This is a genomic window from Microbacterium sp. nov. GSS16, from assembly GCF_028198145.1.
GTDB lineage: Bacteria > Actinomycetota > Actinomycetes > Actinomycetales > Microbacteriaceae > Microbacterium.
The window spans coordinates 76340-98948 of sequence record NZ_CP116338.1 but is presented as its reverse complement, the minus strand read 5'-3'; the positions used below and the strand labels follow the sequence as shown (position 1 = coordinate 98948).

Annotated in this window: 19 protein-coding genes and 1 riboswitch; of the genes, 10 read left to right on the top strand and 9 right to left on the bottom strand. The window is 69.6% G+C overall.

Annotation, left to right across the window (positions count from 1 at the left end; translation table 11 throughout):
- Positions 1–150 precede the first annotated feature (150 nt).
- From PGB26_RS00470 to PGB26_RS00460, 3 genes are read left to right on the top strand one after another with little or no spacing between them, the layout of a single operon-like run.
- A complete protein-coding gene (locus PGB26_RS00470; protein WP_271638353.1) occupies positions 151–2058 on the top strand; it encodes an ABC transporter ATP-binding protein in 1908 nt (635 codons plus the stop codon).
- Positions 2055–3863, top strand: a complete 1809-nt coding sequence (locus PGB26_RS00465; RefSeq protein ID WP_271638352.1) for an ABC transporter ATP-binding protein — start codon at positions 2055–2057, stop codon at positions 3861–3863. The genes PGB26_RS00470 and PGB26_RS00465 overlap by 4 nt, the downstream gene beginning before the upstream one ends.
- A 53-nt stretch (positions 3864–3916) precedes the next feature.
- Positions 3917–4681 (top strand): hypothetical protein, encoded by a 765-nt coding sequence (locus PGB26_RS00460; protein WP_271638351.1) that lies wholly within the window; start codon positions 3917–3919, stop codon positions 4679–4681.
- A gap of 73 nt (positions 4682–4754) precedes the next feature.
- Here the strand turns inward: PGB26_RS00460 and PGB26_RS00455 are convergent, their stop codons facing one another.
- Both PGB26_RS00455 and PGB26_RS00450 read right to left on the bottom strand, forming a co-directional pair.
- Positions 4755–5378: an endonuclease domain-containing protein gene (locus tag PGB26_RS00455; RefSeq protein ID WP_271638350.1), complete on the bottom strand. Its 624-nt coding sequence runs from the start codon at positions 5376–5378 to the stop codon at positions 4755–4757.
- Positions 5379–5783: 405 nt separating this feature from the next.
- Positions 5784–6242, bottom strand: coding sequence for a GNAT family N-acetyltransferase (locus tag PGB26_RS00450; protein WP_271638349.1), 459 nt, complete (start codon positions 6240–6242; stop codon positions 5784–5786).
- A gap of 127 nt (positions 6243–6369) precedes the next feature.
- Here PGB26_RS00450 and PGB26_RS00445 point away from each other — a divergent pair, with 127 nt between their 5' ends.
- Positions 6370–8586, top strand: coding sequence for an NADP-dependent isocitrate dehydrogenase (locus PGB26_RS00445; protein WP_271638348.1), 2217 nt, complete (start codon positions 6370–6372; stop codon positions 8584–8586).
- 75 nt (positions 8587–8661) lie between these two features.
- Here the strand turns inward: PGB26_RS00445 and PGB26_RS00440 are convergent, their stop codons facing one another.
- Positions 8662–10158, bottom strand: coding sequence for a L,D-transpeptidase (locus tag PGB26_RS00440; protein WP_271638347.1), 1497 nt, complete (start codon positions 10156–10158; stop codon positions 8662–8664).
- A gap of 144 nt (positions 10159–10302) precedes the next feature.
- Between PGB26_RS00440 and PGB26_RS00435 the strand changes: the two genes are divergently transcribed.
- The 3 genes from PGB26_RS00435 to nagB all read left to right on the top strand — a co-directional run bounded on the left by PGB26_RS00435 (position 10303) and on the right by nagB (position 12646).
- Entirely contained in the window at positions 10303–11484 is a 1182-nt protein-coding gene (locus PGB26_RS00435; protein ID WP_271638346.1) for an ROK family transcriptional regulator, read from the top strand.
- A gap of 129 nt (positions 11485–11613) precedes the next feature.
- Complete coding sequence (locus tag PGB26_RS00430) at positions 11614–11874, top strand: hypothetical protein (RefSeq protein ID WP_271638345.1); 261 nt, start codon at positions 11614–11616, stop codon at positions 11872–11874.
- Positions 11867–12646 (top strand): glucosamine-6-phosphate deaminase, encoded by a 780-nt coding sequence (nagB, locus tag PGB26_RS00425; protein ID WP_271638344.1) that lies wholly within the window; start codon positions 11867–11869, stop codon positions 12644–12646. The genes PGB26_RS00430 and nagB overlap by 8 nt, the downstream gene beginning before the upstream one ends.
- A 40-nt stretch (positions 12647–12686) precedes the next feature.
- Here the strand turns inward: nagB and PGB26_RS00420 are convergent, their stop codons facing one another.
- The 5 genes from PGB26_RS00420 to PGB26_RS00400 form a co-directional block, all read right to left on the bottom strand.
- A complete protein-coding gene (locus PGB26_RS00420) occupies positions 12687–13082 on the bottom strand; it encodes an NUDIX hydrolase (protein ID WP_271638343.1) in 396 nt (131 codons plus the stop codon).
- Entirely contained in the window at positions 13075–14454 is a 1380-nt protein-coding gene (locus tag PGB26_RS00415) for an FAD-binding oxidoreductase (protein WP_271638342.1), read from the bottom strand. Before PGB26_RS00415 ends, PGB26_RS00420 begins: the two co-directional genes overlap by 8 nt.
- 6 nt (positions 14455–14460) lie before the next feature.
- The gene (locus PGB26_RS00410) at positions 14461–14832 is read right to left on the bottom strand and encodes a YrdB family protein (RefSeq protein WP_271638341.1); all 372 of its coding nucleotides are present in this window, start codon (positions 14830–14832) and stop codon (positions 14461–14463) included.
- Between the two features lie 9 nt (positions 14833–14841).
- Positions 14842–16368, bottom strand: a complete 1527-nt coding sequence (locus tag PGB26_RS00405; RefSeq protein WP_271638340.1) for a sigma-70 family RNA polymerase sigma factor — start codon at positions 16366–16368, stop codon at positions 14842–14844.
- A 242-nt stretch (positions 16369–16610) separates the two neighbouring features.
- Complete coding sequence (locus PGB26_RS00400) at positions 16611–17798, bottom strand: N-acetylglucosamine-6-phosphate deacetylase (RefSeq protein ID WP_271638339.1); 1188 nt, start codon at positions 17796–17798, stop codon at positions 16611–16613.
- A 141-nt stretch (positions 17799–17939) separates the two neighbouring features.
- Positions 17940–18022, top strand: a riboswitch (ZMP/ZTP riboswitch).
- A 36-nt stretch (positions 18023–18058) separates the two neighbouring features.
- Between PGB26_RS00400 and glyA the strand changes: the two genes are divergently transcribed.
- Both glyA and PGB26_RS00390 read left to right on the top strand, forming a co-directional pair.
- Positions 18059–19333 (top strand): serine hydroxymethyltransferase, encoded by a 1275-nt coding sequence (gene glyA, locus PGB26_RS00395; RefSeq protein ID WP_271638338.1) that lies wholly within the window; start codon positions 18059–18061, stop codon positions 19331–19333.
- A 115-nt stretch (positions 19334–19448) separates the two neighbouring features.
- Positions 19449–20330: a bifunctional methylenetetrahydrofolate dehydrogenase/methenyltetrahydrofolate cyclohydrolase gene (locus PGB26_RS00390; RefSeq protein ID WP_271638337.1), complete on the top strand. Its 882-nt coding sequence runs from the start codon at positions 19449–19451 to the stop codon at positions 20328–20330.
- 70 nt (positions 20331–20400) lie between these two features.
- On the opposite strand, the gene PGB26_RS00385 is transcribed toward PGB26_RS00390, so the two are convergent.
- Positions 20401–21126, bottom strand: coding sequence for a DUF6882 domain-containing protein (locus PGB26_RS00385; protein WP_271638336.1), 726 nt, complete (start codon positions 21124–21126; stop codon positions 20401–20403).
- Between the two features lie 98 nt (positions 21127–21224).
- Here PGB26_RS00385 and PGB26_RS00380 point away from each other — a divergent pair, with 98 nt between their 5' ends.
- The gene (locus PGB26_RS00380) at positions 21225–22589 is read left to right on the top strand and encodes a short-chain fatty acid transporter (protein WP_271638335.1); all 1365 of its coding nucleotides are present in this window, start codon (positions 21225–21227) and stop codon (positions 22587–22589) included.
- Positions 22590–22609: the final 20 nt, after the last annotated feature.

Sequence of the window (22609 nt, the reverse complement as noted above, 5' to 3'; positions counted from 1 at the left end):
TGATCACGACGACTGTCACGCCCCTCCTCGCCTCGCGCGCACTCCGCCTGCGCGACTGAGCACACCACGCGCGACGCCCGCGTCGCCCTCGCACCGGATGCCCTGCATTCGCACCTTCTTCGTCACCCATACGTCACGCAACCGAGAGTCATGTCTGCCAGCTCGTCCTCGTCGTCCCTGTCCACATTCGCCGCGCTCTGGCGGCTGAAGCCTTTCGTGCAGCCGATCCTCGGCCGCCTCATCGGCGGTGCGCTCAGCGCGCTCGCCGCCGCCGTGATCGCGCTGATGATCCCGATCGTGCTCGAGCAGGTCGTGAAGAACTTCGATCAGAGGGCAGGCGTCGACGGATCCATCGGGTTCGTCCTCGCCGGAGCGTTCGGCGTGCTGGCGCTCTCGCTCGGTGAAGCGATCATGGTGTGGCTGCGGCGCTGGTTCGTGCTGACCCCGGCCACCGAGGTCGAGTACCAGATGCGCTCCCAGCTGTACTCGCGGCTGCAGGGCCTTCCCGTCGCCTTCCACGACCGCTGGCAGTCGGGACAGCTGCTCAGCCGCATGATGCAGGACATCAACATCATCCGCCGCTGGCTCGCGTTCGGGCTGATCCTGCTCGTGGTCAACATCCTCACCATCGCGATCGGCGCCGCGCTGCTGTTCCGCTGGCACTGGCTGCTCGGCGCGATCTTCCTCATCACCGGCATCCCGATGTGGATCCAGGGGTACCTCTTCGAGAAGCGCTACGGCGCGCTCGCCCGGCGCAGCCAGGACCAGGCGGGCGATCTGGCCACCAGCGTCGAGGAGAGCGTGCACGGCATCCGTGTGCTGAAGGCGTTCGGCCGCGGCAAGCACGCGCTGGTGCGGTTCAGCCGCCAGGCCGAGACGCTGCGCGAGACCGAGCTGCGCAAGGGGCGCGCGGTCGCCGAGATCTGGTTCTGGCTCGACCTCATGCCGCAGATCGCCTTCGGGCTCAGCCTCATCGCGGGAATCTGGCTGATCGTTCAGGGGCAGATCGACGTGCCGCAGCTGTTCGCCTTCTTCGCGATGGCCGCGGTGCTGCGCTGGCCCATCGAGTCGATCGGTTTCCTGTTCTCGTTCATGCTCGACGCGCGCACCGCGACCGATCGCGTGTTCGAGATCTATGAGGAGACGAACACCATCACCGACCCCGCGCAGCCGGTGCGGCTGGCCGAGGCCCGAGGTGAGCTGGCGTTCGAGGGCGCGCACTTCCGCTACCAGGACGCCGGCGCGCACGAACGCGACCTGCTCGACGGGATAGACCTCGTGCTGCGCCCGGGCGAGACCATGGCGCTGGTCGGGCTCACCGGCTCCGGCAAGACCACCCTCACCACCCTGCCCGCTCGTCTGTACGACGTGACGGCCGGCCGGGTCACGCTCGACGGCGTCGACGTGCGAGACCTCGAACTGTCGGAGCTGCGTCGGCACGTGGCGATGGCGTTCGAGGACGCGACGCTGTTCTCGGCATCCGTGCGAGAGAACGTGCTGCTGGGCCGGGCCGACCTCGACATCCACGGCGACGAGGCGGAGCGCGTGCTGCGTGAGGCACTCGACGTCGCCCAGGCCGGGTTCGTCGACACCCTGCCCGAGGGGGTCGAGACGGTCATCGGCGAGGAAGGGCTGAGCCTGTCGGGCGGGCAGCGTCAGCGACTCGCGCTCGCCAGGGCCGTAGCCGCCGACCCGAAGGTGCTCGTGCTCGACGACCCGCTCTCGGCTCTCGACGTCGACACCGAGGCGCTGGTCGAGGAGGCGCTGCGGCACGTGCTAGCCGAGACGACCGCGCTGATCGTCGCGCACCGTCCGTCGACCGTCGCCCTCGCCGACCGGGTCGCGCTGCTCGAGCGGGGGCGCATCACCGCGGTGGGCACCCACTCCGAGCTGCTGCGCACCAGCTCGCACTACCGGCATGTCATCTCGAGCCTCGAGGCGGAGGAGGCGGCGCGCACGGGCGCGATCGACATCATCTCGGACGCTTCGGCAGGCTCAGCGACCCACGTGGACGACGGCTCAGCGACCCACATGGACGACGAGGAGGTGCAGGCGTGAGCATCGCAGGCACGCAGGGCGAAGACCGCTCCGACTACACCAGGGCAGAGAGCCGCGAGATCCGGCAGCGCTCGCTGCGCCTGCTCGGCTCGCTCATCGCGCCTCTGCGGCTGCGCATCGTCATCGCCGCGCTCGTCCTCGTCGTCTCGACGGCGCTGCAGGTCGCCGGCCCCATCCTCATCGGCATCGCGCTCGACCGCGCGCTGCCGCAGCTGCTGCAGACGGCCGACTGGATGCCCGCGATCACCGTCACCGTCGTCTACCTCGTCGCCGGCATCCTGGGCTCCGCGCTGATCGGGCTGTACGTCGTGCTCGCGGCCCGCATCACACAGGCGGTGCTGCTCGATCTGCGCAAGCGGATCTTCCTGCACACCCAGCGCCTCAGCCTGGAGTTCCACGAGTCGTACACCTCGGGCCGGATCATCTCGCGTCAGACGAGCGACCTCGACTCCATCCGCGAGCTGCTCGACGGCGGCTTGAACAACCTCGTCTCCGGCATGCTGTTCGGGCTGTTCACCTTCATCGCTCTGGCGATCGCGGACTGGCAGTCCGGCGTGATCCTGCTGCTCGCCGGGGTCCCGCTGGTCGCGCTGATGCGCTGGTTCTACAGCCGCTCGCAGGTGGTCTATCGCGAGTCGCGGGTGATCAGTGCCAAGGTGATCGTGCAGTTCGTCGAGACGATGACAGGCATCCGCGCCGTCAAGTCGTTCCGCAAGGAGCCGCGCAACGACGCCTCCTTCCGCGAGGTGGCGGGCGACTACCGCGACGTCAACCGGCGCTCGATGGTGCTGTTCGGCACGTTCGAGCCCGGGCTGATGGGCATCGCGGCGCTCACCCTCGCCGCCGTCGTGCTGTGGGGCGGCCTGCGCGTCGCCGACGGAGCACTGGGTGTCGGGGTTCTGCTCGCGACTGTGCTGTACGTGCGCAACTTCTTCGCGCCGATGCAGGAGATCGCGATGTTCCTGAATTCGTACCAGTCCGCCACCGCGGCGCTCGAGAAGGTGTCCGGTGTGCTCGAGGAGCAGCCGACCGTGCCCGACCCGGAGAAGCCGGTGGATCTGTGGGAGTCGCGCGGCGCGATCCGCTTCGACGACGTCACCTTCGCGTACAACGCCGACAAGACGATCCTGCCCGACTTCTCGCTCGACATCCCGGCGGGCCAGACGATCGCCCTCGTCGGCACCACGGGCGCGGGCAAGTCGACCCTCGCCAAGCTGATCTCGCGCTTCTACGACCCGACCGAGGGGCGCGTGACCCTCGACGGCGTCGATCTGAGGATGCTGCACCCGAAGGACCTCCGTCGCGCGATCGTGATGGTGACCCAGGAGGCGTACCTGTTCAGCGGTACCGTCGCCGACAACATCGCACTCGGCCGCCCCGACGCGACGCTCGAGGAGATCCGCGCCGCCGCGCGTGCGGTCGGTGCCGACGAGTTCATCTCGTCTCTGCCGGACGGATACAGCACCGATGTCAACAAGCGCGGCGGCCGCGTATCCGCCGGGCAGCGTCAGCTGATCTCCTTCGCGCGCGCGTTCCTCGCCGACCCGGCGGTGCTGATCCTCGACGAGGCGACGGCGTCGCTCGACATCCCGTCCGAGAGGCTGATCCAGGGGGCACTGCAGACGCTGCTCGCCGACCGCACGGCCATCATCATCGCCCACCGCCTGTCGACCGTCGCGATCGCCGATCGCGTGCTGGTGATGGAGCACGGCCGGATCATCGAGGACGACACCCCCGCCACCCTGATCGGCGGCACCGGGAAGTTCGCGCAGCTGCACGCGGCCTGGCAGGAGACGCTGGTCTGACGCCGTGTCAGAGTCCGTGCCCACAGACGCCGGTCTGAGATTAGGTTAGGGGAGTGGACCCGATCCTGCTCCTGGCCGCCGAGTTGTGGTGGGTCGCTCCGGCCGCCGCCGGAGCGGGAGCGACCGGGTATGCGATCGTGCGAAGGCGGGGGACGGTGAACGGCAGACGACTCGGGTACGACGCAGCACGGCTTGAGCTTCGGCGCGCGCAGCTCGACGCACGGGCTGCGGCTGACGCCGCGCGCATCGCCAGGGCTGACCTCGCGAGGGTCGCCGCCGACAAGGCCGCGGCCCGGGCGGATGCCCCGGCTGTGGCATCCGCCCGCCGTGCGCTGCGCGACGCGCAGCTGGCCGCACGCGCCGCCGCAGCCAGGGTCAAGGCGAGCCGGGTGCGTGTCTCGACTGCACGCTCGTCGATGTCGGCCGGCGGTCTGCTGCCGCTGGAGAGGCTGCGCGGGCGCCACGACGCGCTGCTCGCGCGCTGGATGGAATACGAGACCGATCCGGCTCGCGCGATCGCGTTCCCCCGGATGAGCGACGGCCGTCAGCCGGCCACGGCGGCTTTCCTCGTCGCGCTGCAGCGCGCGCGCGACGCGCGACCGAGTCCCGAATCGCGCACGAGTGCTGAGGAGTTCGCTGCGTACCGCTCAGCCGTCGAGGACCTCGAGCGCGCTTTCGACATCGCCGAGCGCGCGGCCCGCGGTGAGCGGGTGGAGGCGGAGCTGCCGGATGCCCTGTGGGACGCCGCCCGCACCCTTGCGATCCGGACATCCGACTCGGTGATCGCGTGGACGACGAAGAGGCGCCGTCAGCCCTGAGCGAATCTGAAGGATGTTCGCGATTCTGAAGGATGCCCGGACCGCTAGCATCCTTCAGAACTGCAGAAGTCCTTCAGGGTGATCGCTCCCGCGCTGGTGCCAGGTGCAGGCCCTGACTGATGGCGGCGGCCAGGGTGCGCTCGACGTGCTCCCAGTCGTAGATCACCTGTGCATAGGAGTAACGCAGCACGGTGTACCCGCGCAGGCGGAGTTGCGCGTCGTGCGCCAGGTCGCGAGTGCGGTCGGCGGATGACGAGTGGAACGACCAGCCGTCCACCTGCACGACGAGGTGGGTGCCGATGAGGAAATCGACAGGATGGCCGGCCAGTTGCACCTGAAAGCGCAACCGCACACCCCAGGCGCTCAAGCGCACATGGAACACCGTCTCGAGCGATGAGTCGGTGTCAGCGCGCGTGTGATCGCGACAGCGGCGTGCCGCGGCGCTTCGCCAGGGGACCTGCTGCAGCGCCTCGAGGGAGATCGCCCCGCTGCGCACCGCTGATTCCCATACGGCCACCGCTTGATCCAGTGCGAAGCAGCGCGCGACATCGGCGAGAGCGTCTTCGACCGACGCTTCGAGCACTCGCGGGCGCGCAGGAGACAGCGAGACGCCCCAATGCGCATGTGCGTCCTCTGCACGCAGCACGCCGTTGGGTGGCATCCTCAGGTGAAGTCGCTGTTCGGCATCGGGAGGCACCCACCATCCGCGCCGCCGCGCGAGGGTCACGCATGTGAGCGCCGCACCGCTTGACGCAGCGGCGACAAGATCCGGGGCCGCGCGATCCAGAGCTATCCACCGCGTGCGGATGCGTCGGACTCGGCCTGCACGGATGGCCGCCCGCATATGGGAAGGTGCGAACCCCGAATCGGCCGCGTCGTCACGATGAGCGATGCCGCCGCGTCCGGTCAGCCAGCCGACGATGTTCATGAGTCAACAATCGCCCGCACGAGAGCGACTGCAGACCGTGCGACCCAGCAGATGTGCACAGAATCCGTCGACGAGTCGACTGTGGACAACGAATCTGAAGGATGTTCGCGATTTTGAAGGATGCCCGGGCCGCCCGCATCCTTCAGAAGGGCAGGCGTCCTCTAGAACGAGGCGTCAGCCGTCGACGCGGATCTGCGCGATGACCTCGGAGAACTCGGTCTCGCCGACGGGTTCGAAGCCCACGCGGCGGAAGAACGCCTCCGGGCCCTCTTCACCGGCTTCGTAGATGACGTTCACGTGGTCGACACCGCGGGCGCGGGCCTCGTCGATCAGCGCCTGCACGGCGAAGCTTCCCACGCCGCGGCGCTGTTCGTCGGCGTCGACGTTGATCCGCCAGAGCACGCTGCGGAAGTGCTCATCGGGGGTGTCCGCATCGAAGCTGGCGCTCACGAACCCGACGACCTCGTCGCCGTCCAGCACCACGCGCTGCCATGACGTCTGCGGGTTCACGACCGTCGCGGCGATGCCGTACGACACCGGAGCGAGGAACTGCTCCTGGCCCGGACGCAACGACAGATTATTCACGGCGACGATCGTCGCAGCGGAGAGTTCTTCTACGCGCAGTTCCGACATGACCCCAGGCTAGCGCGTCACTCGGGATCGGTGGGAGAGCGCGGCCTCCGAGCGTAACCGGGGACGGCGCGGGAGACTCGGGTATCTTGGTATCGAGATAAATCTGCCACGCGAACGGAGATCCCCGGTGACCGACGACGCCATCATCTACACCTACACAGACGAGGCGCCGGCTCTTGCCACCGCCTCGTTCCTGCCCATCATCAAGGCCTTCACCGGTCAGGCGGGCATCGAGGTGGAGACCCGTGACATCTCGCTGGCGGGTCGCATCCTCGCCGCCTTCCCCCAGAAGCTCACCCCCGAGCAGCAGGTCGGCGACGCGCTGGCCGAGCTCGGCGGGCTCGCCACGCTGCCCGAGGCGAACATCATCAAGCTGCCGAACATCTCGGCATCCATCCCTCAGCTCAAGGCCGCCATCGCCGAGCTGCAGGAGAGGGGCTTCGAGGTCCCGGACTACCCCGACGAGCCGCAGTCGCTCGAGGAGAAGGACGTCCGCGCCCGCTACGACAAGATCAAGGGCTCGGCCGTGAACCCGGTGCTGCGCGAGGGCAACAGCGACCGTCGTGCGCCGCTCGCGGTGAAGAACTACGCCAAGAAGCACCCGCACCGCAACAAGCCCTTCGCCGAGGGCTCGAAGACCCGGGTCGCCACGATGGGACACGACGACTTCAAGAGCAACGAGCGGTCGTGGGTCGCAGCCCACGACGACGTGCTGAGCTTCCAGCATGTCGCCGCCGACGGCACGATCACCGTGCTGAAGGAGGGCCTCAAAGTGCTGCCGCGCGAGATCATCGACGCGACGTTCCTGTCAGCCGCCGAGCTCGACGCCTTCCTGGCCGAGACCCTCGAGCAGGCGAAGGCCGACGACGTGCTCTACTCGGTGCACCTCAAGGCGACCATGATGAAGGTCAGCGACCCGATCATCTTCGGCCACGTCGTGAAGGCCTTCTTCCGAGACGTCTTCGCGCAGTACGGCGACCAGCTCGCCGCCGCCGGCCTCAGCGCCAACGACGGCCTCGGCTCGATCCTCGCGGGTCTGTCGACCGTCGCCGGCGGCGACGAGATCGCCGCGGCGTTCGAGCGGGCGATCGAGAGCGGACCGCGCCTGTCGTACGTCAACTCCGACAAGGGCATCACCAACCTGCACGTGCCCAGCGACGTGATCGTCGACGCCTCGATGCCGGCGCTGGTGCGCAACGGCGGAAAGCTGTGGGGCAAGGACGGCGGCGAGGCCGACACCATCGCGGTCATCCCCGACTCGTCGTACGCCGGGGTCTACCAGGCCGTGATCGACGACGTCATCGCGAACGGTCCGCTCGACCCGGCGACGATCGGCACCGTGCCGAACGTCGGCCTCATGGCTCAGGCCGCCGAGGAATACGGCAGCCACGACAAGACGTTCGAGATCGCGTCGGACGGCATCGTGCAGGTGCTCGACAGCGAGGGAACCGTGCTCATCGAGCACACCGTCAGCACGGGCGACATCTGGCGTGCGACGCAGACCAAGCACATCCCGGTCATGGACTGGGTCAAGCTGGCCGTGACCCGAGCCCGCGCGACCGGCGCTCCGGCCGTGTTCTGGCTCGACGCGAACCGCTCGCACGACGCGCAGATCATCGCCAAGGTGCACCAGGGGCTCGCGACGCTCGACACCACGGGCCTGACGATCACGATCCTCGCTCCCGAGGAGGCGACCCGCTACACGCTGGCCCGCATGCGTCACGGCCTCGACACCATCTCCGTGACGGGCAACGTGCTGCGCGACTACCTGACCGACCTGTTCCCGATCCTCGAGGTCGGCACCAGCGCCAAGATGCTCAGCATCGTGCCGCTGCTGGCCGGCGGCGGTCTGTTCGAGACCGGCGCGGGCGGCTCGGCGCCCAAGCACGTGCAGCAGCTGGTCGGCGAGAACTACCTGCGCTGGGACTCGCTGGGCGAGTTCTTCGCGCTGGCGGCATCGCTTGAGCACTTCGCCGACCGCACCGGCAACGAGAAGGCGCGCATTCTCGCCGAGACGCTGGATGCCGCGACCGGCACCTTCCTTGAGGAGGACCGGTCACCCGGGCGTGCGCTGGGCACCATCGACAACCGCGGCAGCCACTTCTACCTCGGCCTGTACTGGGCGCAGGAGCTGGCGAAGCAGACGAAGGACGCCGAGCTGGCGGCCGCGTTCGCGCCGATCGCCGAGACGCTGGCCGCGAACGAGCAGACGATCGTCGACGAGCTGAACGCCGTGCAGGGTCAGCCGGTCGACATCGGCGGCTACTACCGCCCTGACGCTCAGAAGGTGGAGGCCGCGATGCGTCCGTCCGCTACGCTGAACGGCGTGATCGACGCGCTCTGACGCGGAACGCAGAGGAGGCCGGATGCTGAGCATCCGGCCTCCTCTGCATTCGCGCGCCCGATGGGCGCCGGCGGGTCAGTCGTGCACCCAGACTTCGGTGCCCTTGGTGGCGAACTCCCACACGTAGCGCGCCGCGTCGATGCTCATGTTCACGCAGCCGTGACTCATCGGCGTGCCGAAGTTGGAGTGCCAGTAGGTGCCGTGCAGCGCCTCATCGCCGTTGAAGTAGGTGATGTACGGCACGCCCTTGGTGACGTACTTGCTGCCGTCGGCGTTGCTGCCGCGCATGTCCTGCGTGCGCAGCTGAGCGTACACGCGGAAGCGGCCCTTGTCGGTGGGCGTGCCGTTCGTGCCGGTGGAGACCGCCCACGACTTCACGAGCTTCTCGTTCTCGTACAGGTAGGTGCGCTGTTCGCTGAGGTCGACCTCGACGCGGCGGAACAGGCTGGTCGATTCGAACGGGGTCGCCGTGACGGGGAGTGCAAAGGTCGCGTCGCCGCCTCCCAGCTCCTTGGCGAAGTCGGCCGCGGTCGTCGAGGTGTCGCCGAGCACGCGTCCTTCCAGGCCCTCGGTGAGCGCCTTGAGGACCTTGCCGTCGGAGTCGACGATGTTGGTGGCGTTCACGGTGTCGCGGTTCACCTGTGCGGGCAGGGCATCCACGGCAGGTTGGATCTTTGCGGCATCCGCCGAGATCTGCAGCTCGCCGTCGACGGGTTCGACGGTGAGCCACGACGCGACGACGTCGGGCGCCACCGGCACCGTGCGCTCCTCGCCGACGTAGAAGCCGGCCGCGGCCAGCATCGCGTTCAGCTGCTCGACCGTCTCGGCGGCCTTGGCGTCGGTGATCAGCGGCGGCACGGCGGCGGGATCGGCGGTGTAGTCGAACGAGGTCCTGCCCGCGGTGACGGCGTCGGTGAACGCCGTGGTCAGATCGTCGACCGACACGCCCGTGCCCGGTTCGGCTGCAGTCGCGGTGTACGCCTGGGCCGCCGGATCGAAGACGACCGTCGCGTCGGTGGCGGGGGTGTAGCTGGACGGCACCGCGGCGCGCAGAGCACTGTCGGCCGTCTCGGCGTCGAGGGTCACGTCGGCAGTGATCGGCTCACCCATCCACGCGCCGAGGTTCCACATCGGGCGCTCGGCGAAGGCCTGATCGGTCAGCCCGGCCGCATCGATGCTGGCGCCCAGGTCGGCGCCGGCGAGGCGCTCTCCGGCTCCGGCCCCGGTCAGCTGCACCTCGGTCGACGCCAGGCGCGTGCTGACCGCCTCCGCAGCCATCCCCGGGGTCATGAAGCCGACCGACACGCCCGCCACTGTGGTGCCGGGCGCGATCAGCATCAGCGATGCGGCGCCCGCTGCCAGGGCGAGCACACCGGCGCCGAGACCGATCCAGAGACCGATCCGGCGCTTCTTCGGAGCCGGCTCCATGGGCGCCCATTCCATGGCGGGGGTGCCGGCCGACGGCGGCTGAGCCATCATCTCGGCGTCCGATGAGACGGCGTTCGACTGGCCTGTGCCGGGGCCGGAGATCAGGTCGGTCACGGACTCACCCCCCAAGATGCTGCGTGACATGTCTTTTCATGGTACGGGACGGGTGGTAACGGGGAGGCAACGTCCGCAGGGGAGTGCGCGGCCGACGGTAACGTTTCGGTAAAGCGATGGCGCGATGACGCGTCGCTCTTGCGCAGGGCTGGTTCGGAAGTTGTACTCACAAATGTGAACTCCTCCATTGATCGCCGATCGGCGGCGACGGCGCCTCCCATCGTCAGCGGATCGTTCGGCGGTGCTCGCGGACTGCGGGCGACAGGCAAGGTGCTGCCCGAGCAGGCGAGGTCGCACAACCGCTCGCTCGTGCTGCAGACGCTCTACCACCGCGGCGAGATGAGCCGCGCCGATCTCTCCCGCGAGACGGGTCTGACGCGCGTCACCATCTCCGACCTGGTGGGGGAGTGCATCGCCGACGGCATCGTCCGCGAGATCGGCGTGCGCGAGGCGGCGGGCCCCGGCAAGCCGCCGATCGTCATCGACATCGATCGCGACGGTCATCAGATCATCGGCGTCGACCTCTCGGGGACCGATTCGTTCCAGGGCGCCGTGCTGAACCTCGACGGCGAGATGCTGCACCGTCGCACCGTATCGCTTCCGGTCGACGTCGGCGCCGAGCAGGCGTACGCGGGAGTGGTGCGGCTCGTGCGCGAGCTCATCGCGGACGCGGATCGACCGGTGCTCGGCATAGGCGTGGGCAGCCCCGGCATCGTGCGCACGGACGGCACGGTGCTCAGCGCGCCGAACCTCAGCTGGAGCGATCTCCCGCTCGAGCAGCGCATGCACGAGGAGTTCGCGCTGCCGGTGCTGGTGCGCAACGACGCGAATGCGGCCGTGCTCGCCGAGTACACCTTCGGCGCCGCTCGATCCGACCTGATGCTCATCAGGATCGGGCGAGGCGTCGGCGCGGGACTCATCGCCGGAGGCCAGGCCATCATCGGCGGCCGCTTCGCCGCCGGTGAGATCGGCCACGTCGTCACCGGCACCGACGAGGGCCCGCTGTGCGCCTGCGGCAACCGCGGATGCCTCGAAGCCTGGGTCAGCGTCCCGCACCTGCAGGGCATGATCGACGCCGAGCCCGCGCGTCGCGCGGAGATCCTCGCGCAGGCCGGCGCACGGCTGGGCATCGCACTGGCGCCGATCGTCGCAGCGCTCGACCTGTCGCAGGTGGTGCTCGCCGGACCTCGCGACCTGCTCGCTGGCGACTTCGTCGAGGCCGCGACGCGCATGCTGCACGCGCGCACGCTCGACGGCGTCTTCGCCGACGTCGACATCCGGCTCACCGAGCAGGCGGACATCGTGCTCAGGGGGGCTGCGGTGATGGTCCTCTCGGCGCAGCTGGGCGTCTCGTGATCGGCGTGGCTCAGAGCGGCGTGCGCATCGGCCTCGACGTGGGCGGCACGAAGATCGCGGGGTCGCGCCAGCGATGACGGCACGCGGCTCGGCGGCATCCGCCGGCGGACGGGCTGGGGCGACGCGGCCGTGCTGGACGGCGCGGTGGCGGCGGCGACCGAGCTGATCGAACAGCTCGGAGCGCCCCTGCAGAGCATCCGCTCGATCGGCATCCGCGCGTGGCTGCGGCGTGACGCCGCCGAGTCACCGTTTCTGCAGACGCTGCGCCTCGATGAGAGAATCGAGCTGCTGCCCGCCGATTCCCCGGTCGCGGCGATCGGCGCCGCGCTGCTGAGCTCTGCGCTCGCCGAGATCGACCCCTTCGAGAAGGAGATGCCCGTTCATGGCTGAAGTCGTGATCCTCGAGAGCAAGGCCGCCGCAGGCGCCCTCGTCGCGGACGAGATCGTCCGGCTCATCGACGAGGTGAAGAACCCCGTGCTCGGCCTCGCGACGGGATCGACGCCGCTGCCGGTCTACGAGGCGCTGCGCGATCGCCTGGCAGGTCACGATGTGTCGCACGTGCGCGGCTTCGCCCTCGACGAGTACGTCGGGCTCGACGTCGCGCATCCCGAGAGCTACCGCTCGGTCATCACCCGCGAGGTCATCGAGCCGCTCGGGCTCGACCCCGAGCTGATCCGCGTGCCGAACGGAGATCTCGAGACCATCCGGCATGCGGGTGACGACTACGAGCGCGACATCATCGAGGCCGGCGGCGTCGATCTGCAGCTGCTCGGGATCGGCACCGACGGGCACATCGGCTTCAACGAGCCCGGCTCGTCGTTCGCCTCGACCACGCGCCTGAAGACGCTCACCGAGCAGACCCGGGAGGACAACGCGCGCTTCTTCGACTCGATCGACGAGGTTCCGCGCCACTGCATCACCCAGGGGCTCGGCACGATCCTGCGCGCGCGCCACCTGGTGCTGCTCGCCTTCGGCGAGGCGAAGGCCGACGCCGTCGCGGCCGCACTCGAGGGCCCGGTCAGCGCGATGATGCCCGCGTCGGCCGTGCAGCTGCACGCGCACGTCACGGTCGTGCTCGACGAAGCCGCCGCCTCGAAGCTCGCGCTGGCCGATTACTACCGCTACAGCTACGACAACAAGCCGGCCTGGCAGGGCATCTGACGTACTCCGCCGCCGGTCGCCCGGATCAGGACCGCCGTGATCAGGACCAGGCGATCGGCAGCAGGTGCTCGGTGCTCAGCGGCGCGAGCGGAACGCTCGTCCAGTCGCCGGGCTCGAGCCAGCGCAGCTCTGCGAGCTCGGCCTGCACGATCACATCGTCCGCCCGCGCGCGCAGCGCGAATGCATCCGCGATCACCCGGTGATCGGGCTCGTTAGCCGCCGCCGACACGAAGGTCCCCAGCGGGGTGAGGTCGGCCTCGCTGACGCGCAGCGACAGCTCCTCCTCCAGCTCGCGGATGAGGGTGCCGGCGGGGCTCTCGCCGGCCTCGGGTTTGCCGCCTGGCTGCATGAACCTCGTGGTGCCCTGCTTGCGCACCACGAGTGCACGGCCTCGGTCGTCGACGATCACCGCGGCGCTGACGCGGATGTCAGGCATCGGTGTACACCTTGCCGGGGTTCAGGATCCCCTGCGGGTCGAACACGGCGAGTATCTGCCGCTGGATCTCCCACTGGTCTTCGCCGAGCTCGTCAGCCAGCCATCGGCTCTTGAGCACACCGACCCCGTGCTCACCGGTGAGCGTGCCGCCGAGACGGATCGCCGCGCGGAACAGCTCGTCGGCCGCCGCCCAGATGCGCTGCGGGACGATCTCTCCCTCGAAGATGAAATTCGGATGCAGGTTGCCGTCGCCGGCATGCGCGACGGTCGGGATGCTGACGTCGAACTCGCGCTCGATGCGGGCGATCTCGTCGAACATCGCGGCCATCGCGCTGCGGGGCACCGCGACGTCCTCGATCAGGGTCGTGCCGAGCGCAGCCATCGCCGGATGCATCGAGCGGCGCACCGCGAGGAGCCGTTCACCCTCGAGCGGGTCGTCGGAGAGCACGACCGTGCCGCCTGCCTCACGCAGCACGGTCGCGATGCGCTCCGCCTCGGCCCTGGCGGCAGGACCGTCGGTCTGGATGGTCAGCTGTGCGGCGCCGGACGCGGGTGCGGGCAGCCGAAGCAGCGCGTGCACGGCTGCGAGGGATGCGGCATCCATCAGCTCCATGATCGCGGGCTGCACGCCCGCGGCGGTGACGGCAGCCGAGCCCGCGGCACCGTCGCGCACGGTGGGGAACGATGCGGCGATCGTGCAGGTCGTGCCCTGCACGAGCCGGCGCAGCTTGAGCGTGGCGCCGACGATGACGCCGAGGCGGCCCTCCGAGCCGATCACGAGCGAGGTCAGATCCAGGCCGGTGACGCCCTTCACGGTGCGATGGCCCAGCCGCAGCAGCCGACCGTCGGCGAGGACGATGTCGACGCCAAGTACCGCGTCGCGGACGACGCCGTACTTCGCGCAGAGCAGTCCCCCCGCGCCGGTCGCGATGTTGCCGCCGACCGTCGAGATCTCACGGCTGGCCGGGTCCGGTGGCCACCACAGGTCGTGGGCGGCCAGTTGGGCGTTCAGCTCGGCGTTCAGGATGCCGGGCTCGACGACGGCGAGCAGATCATCCGGCCGCACCTCGAGGATGCGGTCCATCCGCACGGTCGAGAGCACGATCTCGCCCGGGCCGGCATTCGCGGCACCGGCCAGTCCCGTGCCGGCGCCGCGCACCACCACGGGAGTGGCCGTGGCGGAGGCGATGCGCATCACGCGCTGCACGTCGTCGACCGATCTGGCATGCACGACGGCGATCGGCGCACCGGCGGAGCGGTGTCCGCTGCGGTCTGCACGGGCGTCGTCGAGGGCGGACGCGGAGGTGTCGACGATGTCACCGAGTTCGCGGGTTAGGCGTTCGAGGACGGTCGTGCTCGTGCTCGGCTGCACGACGGATCAGCCCAGCGCTCGTCGTCCGGCGATGACTCCGGACGTGACGGCGACCACGGCGAACGCGATCCCGGCCCAGGCCTGCCCCATCGACCACCAGGCCAGGGTGACTCCGACGTAGATGAGCACCTCGACCAGTGCGCGCAGGAAGGGGTGCAGGCGCAGCACGGGGCGGGGAGAGAGGAACAGCGCCCAGATGAGCAGCGTGGCGACAGGTGCTCCGATGCCGACGACGATGTTCCAGGGCATGGGCCACTCGCCGAAGCCCCATAGGGCGAGCGAGGCGAGAGCGGCGATCAGCACCAGAACGCGGACGATGTCGAGGGGGGTGATCGCCGGACGCTGGACGCCAGGTTCGGCGGCGGTGTTCTGGGACATGATCCCAGTCTATTCGGCGGTCTCCTGCGGCGGATTCCCGTCGGCGGGCGCTGTCTCATCACGGGGGATGATCGGGTCACCCTCGTGGACGGTCCCGTCATCGGGCGCCGGCCCGCCACCCGGTTTCGTCTCATCGCCCGTCATCGAGCCGTCACCCGTCGCAGAGCCGTCACCGGGTGTTGGCGTCGGGTCCGGAGACGGAGTCGGATCCGGCGTGGGGGTCGGCGTGGGGGTGGGCTCGGACGAAGGGGGTGGCGTGGCGCCGGGATCGGGCTGGGGCGACGGCGATGCAGACGGCGCCGGCGCGATCGGCTCGGTCGCCGGGACCGGCGCCGGGATGACGGGGCGGATCGCCTTCGGAACGTGGGGGACCGGAGCCGGCGGGATGCGCGGCGCAGGTCGGGCCCGGCCGTCTTCGACGCGGATCACCATCGGCCGATCGGTGTTCATCGATTCGTCGGGCTCGACCTCGGACGCGATCGATGACGAGCCCGGATCCGCCGCGTTCGGGCGCGATGTCGACGGGGCCCCTGAGATCAGAGTCGGCACCACGGCTGCGGCCGCGACGACTCCCGCGACCAGGAGGGCGACCGATCCCGCTCCGACGACCGCCTCGATGCCGAGGATCGATCCGGTCCTTCCATCGGGCGCCGCGGCTGACGCCGCGCTGCCGCCGGACGCCGTCTCGGCGGTGGTGCCGATGACGCCGCCCACGACGCTGCTCGGCATCGCGGTCGGCTGCGATGCCGACGCGCCCGCGGGGTCGGAACCGGCGTCGATGGAGGAGAGGTACGCTCCGCCGGCGCTCGCGCCGAGCACGAGCGGCAGCAGCACGACGGGCAGATGCTCGGCCACGTCGTCGGCCTCGGTCGCCACGATCGTGCACCGTGGGCACGTCTCGAGGTGGTCGTCGACGCGTCGCTGGGCACGGGCGCTGAGGTTGCCGCGCCCATGCGCGCCGAGATTCTCGATCGTCCAGTGGCAGTCGGAGCCTCGTCCTACGCTGCGCAGATGGGCCTGGAACCAGGCCTCGCGCAGGCCGTCGCGAGCGCGGAAGCTCAGCTGCGAAACGGCGCCGGCGCTCGTCCCGAGCAGCGGTGCGATCTCGGACGGCTTCATCCGCTCGATCTCGGTGTACCAGAGCACCTCCTGCCAGCGCGATGGCAGCGAGCGGAACGCCTGTGCGATCAGTCCGCGGTCGAGCGCCTCGTCGGCTGATCCGGTCTCGATCTCGTCCGCAGCCGAGCCGTCGGCTCCGCGCCCCGAGGCTGCAGCGTTGCGGATGCTCGTGAACAGATAGGCGCGGAATGAGCCGTTGGGCCCGCCGCCCTTGAGGATGGCCTGATGGATGCGGGTGTACGCCTCCCGCACGAGGTCGTCGGGGGCGGTCGAAGAGGTCAGCGCCCTGGCCACAGCCATGCCGGAGGCGTGATGGCGACCCCACAGCTCGCCGAAGGCCTCGGCATCCCCCGATCTGGTGCGCAGCACGAGCTCGACATCGGCCACCGCCGGACTGCTCGCGTCGCGCAATGCCATGGCCTGTCCTCCCCCCACCCCGGGAACGCTCTCATGAGAAGAGACGCGTGAGCGATCACACGTCCTCGTTCATTCTCACCCGAAACGCGTCTTCGGGCCACACCCTGTGGAGAACGTGCAAGAGCGCTCCCACGATTTCGCGGAGACGCTTGTCGGGACTGCGCAACGGTCTTCGCGGAGACGCTTGTCGGGACTGCGCAACGGTCAGAGCCCGGCGCGCGGCCGCGGGATCGGGGGGACGCTCAACGGCGTGGGGCGTCTCCGACCCAGACGCGAGCCACGTCATATCCGGCGCTGAGCAGCACCGCATCGGCGACCATGCCCGGCTGCAGCGCGCCCAGTGATGCGCCGCAGCCGACCGCCCGCGCGGGCGTGGCGGTGAGCGCCTGCACGGCGTCCCCCAGGGGCACCCCTGCGGCCACGGCTCGTCGCAGCGCGACGTCCTGCGTGAGCGTGGAGCCCGCGATGGATCCGGTGCCGTCGGTGCGCGCCATGCCACCCTTCACCGTGACCTTCACCGCGCCGAGGTCGTAGTGGCCGTCGGCGCTGCCGGCGGCGGCCATCGCGTCGGTGATCAGAGCGACACGGCCCGGGGCGACGTCGAAGAGCAGCTTGATGATGCGCGGCGAGAGGTGGAAGTCGTCGGCGATGCCCTCGAGCACGACGCGGTGATCGGCCGCGGCGGTCAGCACCGGTCCAGGCGCGCGATGGTGGATGCCGTTCATCGCATTGAACGCGTGAGTGAGGATGGTCGCCCCGGCGTCGAACGCCTGCTGCGCGATGTCGGCGTCGGCGTCGGTGTGGCCGACGGCCGCCGCCGCTCCTGCGGCGACGACCAGGCGCACGGCCTCGAGCCCGCCGGGCAGCTCGGGGGCGAGCGTCACCTGCCTGACTGTGCCGCGGCCCGCCTCGAGCAGTCGGGTCACATCCGACGACTGCGGATGCCGAAGCAGCGACGGCTCATGGGCGCCTTGGTGCCCGGGGTCGAGGAAGGGCCCTTCCAGATGGCTGCCGAGGATGTCGGCGTCGGTCTCGGTGAGGTCAGCGATCGAGGCGACCTGCTCGGCGAGCTCGTCGACCGTCGCCGTGACAAGTGAGATCACGGCGCGGGTCGTGCCGTGGCTGCGATGCATGGCCCGACCGCGGCGGATCGCCTCGATGCCGTCGTCGTAAGCGACGCCCGCCCCGCCGTGTCCATGGATGTCGATGAAGCCGGGGGTGAGCAGGGCATCCGGTCCGGCGACGGCGGTCGCGTCGATCACCTCGTCGGCGGCGGTCCAGTCGCCGCCCGTGCCGCGTGCCGCGACCCGGCCCCCCTCGAAGCGCACCCACCCCTCCTCGGTGATGCTGCCGTCGCCGTCGACGACCCGAGCCGAATGGATGACGCGGGTGCCGCGGAAGTCGGTGGTGATCGCCTGCTCCAGGGTCATCGGCTGCTCCAGAATCTGTCGGGTGCGCGGGCACCCGCGTCGCGGGGCCCGGAAAAGACCATGGATCGAATGTATCCCGGGGGCGAATGTGACGTGCTGGACGCCGACGCGCTGGGGACGGATGAGATCGATCCGCTAAGCTTCTTGCGTCGCGACTGGCGTCTGGGTGGGTCACCACCGGGGAGCGGCCTCATAGGAATCGACCGCGCGCCTGGGCCGATGAGGAACACCCCTATTTCCCGTGTGAACAGGAGACCGTCATGACCGATCGCTACTTCAACGCCCCGCTCGCCGAGGTCGACCCCGAGATCGCCGAGGTGCTCGATCGCGAGCTGAAGCGTCAGCAGACCTTCCTCGAGATGATCGCGTCCGAGAACTTCGTGCCGGTGTCGGTGCTGCAGTCGCAGGGCTCGGTGCTCACCAACAAGTACGCCGAGGGTTACCCGGGCCGTCGCTACTACGGCGGCTGCGAAGAGGTCGACGTCGCTGAAGAGCTGGCGATCGCCCGCGCCAAGGAGCTGTTCGGCGCGGAGTTCGCCAACGTCCAGCCGCACTCCGGCGCCACTGCCAACGCCGCCGTGCTGCACGCCATCGCCCGCCCCGGCGACACGCTGCTCGGTCTCTCGCTCGACCAGGGCGGCCACCTGACGCACGGCATGAAGATCAACTTCTCGGGCCGCCTGTACGACATCGTCGCCTACGGCGTGAACCCCGAGACCTCGACCATCGACATGGACGAGGTGCGCCGTCTCGCCCTCGAGCACAAGCCGAAGGTGATCATCGCGGGCTGGTCGGCCTACCCGCGCACCCTCGACTTCGCCGCCTTCCGGGCGATCGCCGACGAGGTCGGAGCGCTGCTCTGGGTCGACATGGCGCACTTCGCCGGTCTGGTCGCCGCGGGCCTGCACCCGAACCCCGTGCCCCACGCACATGTCGTGTCGTCGACGGTGCACAAGACGATCGGCGGACCCCGCTCGGGCTTCATCCTCACCAACGATGCCGACATCGCGAAGAAGATCAACTCGGCCGTCTTCCCCGGTCAGCAGGGCGGTCCGCTCATGCACGTGATCGCCGCCAAGGCGACGGCGTTCAAGATCGCCGGCACGCAGGAGTTCAAGGAGCGCCAGGAGCGCGTGCTGCGCGGCGCGGCGATCATCGCCGAGCGCCTGTCGCAGCAGGACGTGAAGGATGCCGGCATCGCCGTGCGCTCGGGCGGCACCGACGTGCACCTCGTGCTCGTCGATCTGCGTGACGCCGAGATCGACGGCAAGCAGGCCGAGGATCTGCTGCACGAAATCCACATCACCGTGAACCGCAACGCGGTGCCCGACGACCCGCGCCCGCCGATGGTCACCTCGGGCCTGCGGATCGGCACCCCCGCGCTCGCGACCCGGGGCTTCGGCGACGCCGAGTTCACCGAGGTGGCCGACGTGATCGCGCTCGCGCTGCAGCCCGGTGCCGGCGTCGAGGCGCTGCGCGCCCGCATCGACGCGCTCGCCGGCGCGTTCCCGCTGTACCCGAACCTGCAGCAGTAAGCATCCGGAACCCACCCGCGAGACTTCCTTTCCGGCACGAGACAGGACGCACGGCGCCCTGTCTCGTGCCGGAGCAGAAGTTTCGCGGGGATGAACGCGGAGAGAAGGGGCAGACATGACCGCGAAGATCCTCGACGGGAAGGCAGCCGCCGCCGCCATCAAGAGCGAGCTGGCAGAGCGCGTCGCAGCGCTGCGCGAGCGGGGCGTCGTGCCCGGCATCGCGACGGTGCTGGTCGGCGCCGACCCGGCCTCGCAGCTGTACGTCGGCATGAAGCACCGGCAGTCCGAGGCGATCGGCATGAACTCGATCCAGCGCGAGCTGCCCGCCGATGCCACGCAGGCCGAGGTCGAGGCCCTGATCGACGAGCTCAACGCCGACGACGCCTGCCACGGCTACATCGTTCAGCTGCCCCTTCCGAAGCACCTCGACACCGACGCGATCCTCGAGCGGATCGACCCGGCGAAGGATGCCGACGGATTGCACCCGACGAACCTCGGGCGCTTGGTGCTGAACGTCAACGGAACGATCCACACTCCGCTGCCGTGCACCCCGCGCGGCGTGATCGAGCTGCTGCAGCGCAACGGCTACGACCTGGGCGGCAAGCACGTCGTGGTCGTCGGTCGCGGTGTGACCATCGGGCGTCCGATGGGTCTGCTGCTCACGCGTCGCGACGTCAACGCGACGGTCACCCAGGTGCACACCGGCACCCCCGACATGGCGCCGTACCTGCGTCAGGCCGACGTGATCGTCGCTGGCGCTGGGGTCAAGCACCTCATCACCGCGGAGGACGTCAAGCCCGGAGCCGCCGTGCTCGACGTGGGCGTCACGCGCGAAGACGACCCCGAGACCGGCAGATCGAAGGTCTACGGTGACGTGCACCCCGATGTCGCCGAGGTCGCCGGCTTCATCTCGCCGAACCCCGGCGGCGTCGGCCCGATGACGGTCGCGCTGCTGATGACGAACGTCGTCGAGGCCGCGGAGCGCGCCGCGGGCTGATCCGTCGACGCCGACTCGAAGCATCGCGCCGCCCCCTGATGACGTGATCAGGAGCGGGCGCGAGCCGGGGTCATGCCGTCGCGGCGAGACGACCGCGGATGCCGCTGATCCGCGCGTACTCGTCGAAGTCGAAGGTCGCAGATCCAGTGGCGTCGGTCACCTCGGCCGCCGAGAACGCGTCGTCCGACCACTCCAGCCGCCATCCGGCGAGGCGGGCGAGATCCCAGACGGATGCGCGCGGGTCGTTCAGCTCGAGCCCGCTCATCACGCGGGGCAGGGCGGCGACCGCGGCCGCCACGGTGAGCGCCGGCAGCGGCGCATCGAGCAGCAGCACGGCCCGGGATCCGCCGCCGAAGGGCGCCGAGTAGTATGGCGAGCGACCGGTGATCTCGACCGCGGCTGCGCCGATGACGTGTGCGACGTCGGCGATCCACGAGTCGACGTCATCGCCGATGTCGTCGGGGAAGGGCACCTCGCCCCGCGTCAGCTCTGTGATGCCGTGCTGCTCGCCGTACGCGCGCAGCGCGTCTGTGATGCCGCTTCGGTCGCCCTGCGGCAGCGCCCACGACCACATCATCGAACGCGGGCCCGGCGCGATCGAGATGAGCAGATGCGGAACCGCCTCGAAAGTGCGGGCATCGTCGTCGTGCGAGATGAAGGTGAACGTGCCGGCGGCGAGGTCGGCGTCCCAGCGGTGCTCGCCCAGCGACTCGGTCGCCGACGCGAGCTGATCCTGGCGGAGGGTGGTGAAGAGGGCGGCGCGGTCGGCCAGCGCCCGAAGCGTCTCGAAGCTCATGACGCCAGTCTGGCGGCGGATGCTATGACTCGCCGAAGCGTCGCCTGCGAGGTGGCTATGGTCGGAGAAGAGCATTTCGAGACGAAGGAGTTTCCGCCATGCCCACGACGCAGGCAAGACCCGAGAAGCGCAGCATGATGCGCCCTGTGAACCGGTTCCTCGAGAGGTGGGTGCCATCGGCGCTGACCTTCGCGATCGTGCTCACTCTGATCGTCGCGGTGCTCGCCATGACGTTGACGCAGGCCAGCCCGGTCGATGTGGTGAAGGGCTGGGGTGACGGCCTGGCGGGACTGCTGGCGTTCATGACCCAGATGTGCCTGATCCTTCTGCTGGGATACATGCTCGCCAACACTCGCCCCGTGCAGAAGCTGCTGCGCGCGCTCGCCCGCGTGCCCAACAGCGCCGCGATGGCGTACGTCTTCGTCTTCGTCGTCGCGGCGGTGGCCAGCCTGATCACCTGGGGTCTCGGGCTGATCGTCGGCACGCTGCTCGCCCGCGAGATCGCCGTGCAGGCACGCGAGCGCGGTATGAAGGTGCACTTCCCGCTGCTGGTCGCGGCCGGCTACTCGGGCTTCGTCGTCTGGCACATGGGGTACTCCGGTTCGGGACCGCTGACCGCCGCGACCCCTGGTTCCTTCCTCGAGTCGAGCCTCGGCGGAGAGGTGATCCCGGTCACGCAGACGACCTTCGCGGGCTGGAACATGCTGGCCGCTCTCGGTGTGATCATCGTGTGCGCGCTGCTCTTCCTCCTGATCCGTCCGCGTAAGGATGAACCCGTATACGAGCTGCCGGCGCACGTCGGATCGGAGGCTGAGGATGAGATGGATGACGAGGTGGTGACCCCTGCTGACCGCATCGACGCCTCCCGCGTTCTGACTCTCGTGCTCGGCCTCGCCCTCGTCGCCTACCTGATCGTGCACTTCTCGCAGGGCGGCACCCTCACTCTCGACATCGTGAACTGGTCGTTCCTCGCGCTGATCCTGCTGCTGGTGCGCAATCCGTTCGAGCTGATCCATCTCACGAAGCGGGCCGCCTCGAACGTGGGCGAGATCCTCGTGCAGTTCCCGCTGTACGCCGGGATCCTCGGCATCATGGCGAGCTCTGGCCTGATCCAGCTGTTCTCGGATGCCTTCGTCTCGATCGCCACGCCGACCACGTTCGGCGTGCTCGCGCTCCTCTCGGCGGGCATCGTGAACTTCTTCGTGCCCTCGGGCGGCGGGCAGTTCGCCGTACAGGGGCCCATCATGCTCGACGCCGCCAACCAGCTGGGCGTCGACCCCTCGATCGCGATCATGGCCGTTGCCTACGGCGACCAGTGGACGAACATGATCCAGCCGTTCTGGGCGCTGCCGGTGCTCGCGATCGCGGGGCTGAAGATGCGCGACATCCTCGGCTACACGTTCGTGACGCTGCTCGGCTCGGGCGTGGTGATGGCGGCGGCGCTGCTGCTCGTCAGCCTCTGACAGCTCGAGAGGAGCAATCC

What these genes read in the sequence shown, in the direction of transcription:
- PGB26_RS00470 (WP_271638353.1), top strand. Translation starts at nt 151, where the DNA reads ATGTCTGCCAGCTCGTCCTCGTCGTCCCTGTCCACATTCGCCGCGCTC.
- PGB26_RS00450 (WP_271638349.1), bottom strand. Translation starts at nt 6,242, where the DNA reads ATGTCGGAACTGCGCGTAGAAGAACTCTCCGCTGCGACGATCGTCGCC.
- PGB26_RS00440 (WP_271638347.1), bottom strand. Translation starts at nt 10,158, where the DNA reads ATGTCACGCAGCATCTTGGGGGGTGAGTCCGTGACCGACCTGATCTCC.
- nagB (WP_271638344.1), top strand. Translation starts at nt 11,867, where the DNA reads ATGGCTGAAGTCGTGATCCTCGAGAGCAAGGCCGCCGCAGGCGCCCTC.
- PGB26_RS00420 (WP_271638343.1), bottom strand. Translation starts at nt 13,082, where the DNA reads ATGCCTGACATCCGCGTCAGCGCCGCGGTGATCGTCGACGACCGAGGC.
- PGB26_RS00410 (WP_271638341.1), bottom strand. Translation starts at nt 14,832, where the DNA reads ATGTCCCAGAACACCGCCGCCGAACCTGGCGTCCAGCGTCCGGCGATC.
- PGB26_RS00405 (WP_271638340.1), bottom strand. Translation starts at nt 16,368, where the DNA reads ATGGCATTGCGCGACGCGAGCAGTCCGGCGGTGGCCGATGTCGAGCTC.
- PGB26_RS00400 (WP_271638339.1), bottom strand. Translation starts at nt 17,798, where the DNA reads ATGACCCTGGAGCAGGCGATCACCACCGACTTCCGCGGCACCCGCGTC.
- glyA (WP_271638338.1), top strand. Translation starts at nt 18,059, where the DNA reads ATGACCGATCGCTACTTCAACGCCCCGCTCGCCGAGGTCGACCCCGAG.
- PGB26_RS00390 (WP_271638337.1), top strand. Translation starts at nt 19,449, where the DNA reads ATGACCGCGAAGATCCTCGACGGGAAGGCAGCCGCCGCCGCCATCAAG.
- PGB26_RS00385 (WP_271638336.1), bottom strand. Translation starts at nt 21,126, where the DNA reads ATGAGCTTCGAGACGCTTCGGGCGCTGGCCGACCGCGCCGCCCTCTTC.
- PGB26_RS00380 (WP_271638335.1), top strand. Translation starts at nt 21,225, where the DNA reads ATGCCCACGACGCAGGCAAGACCCGAGAAGCGCAGCATGATGCGCCCT.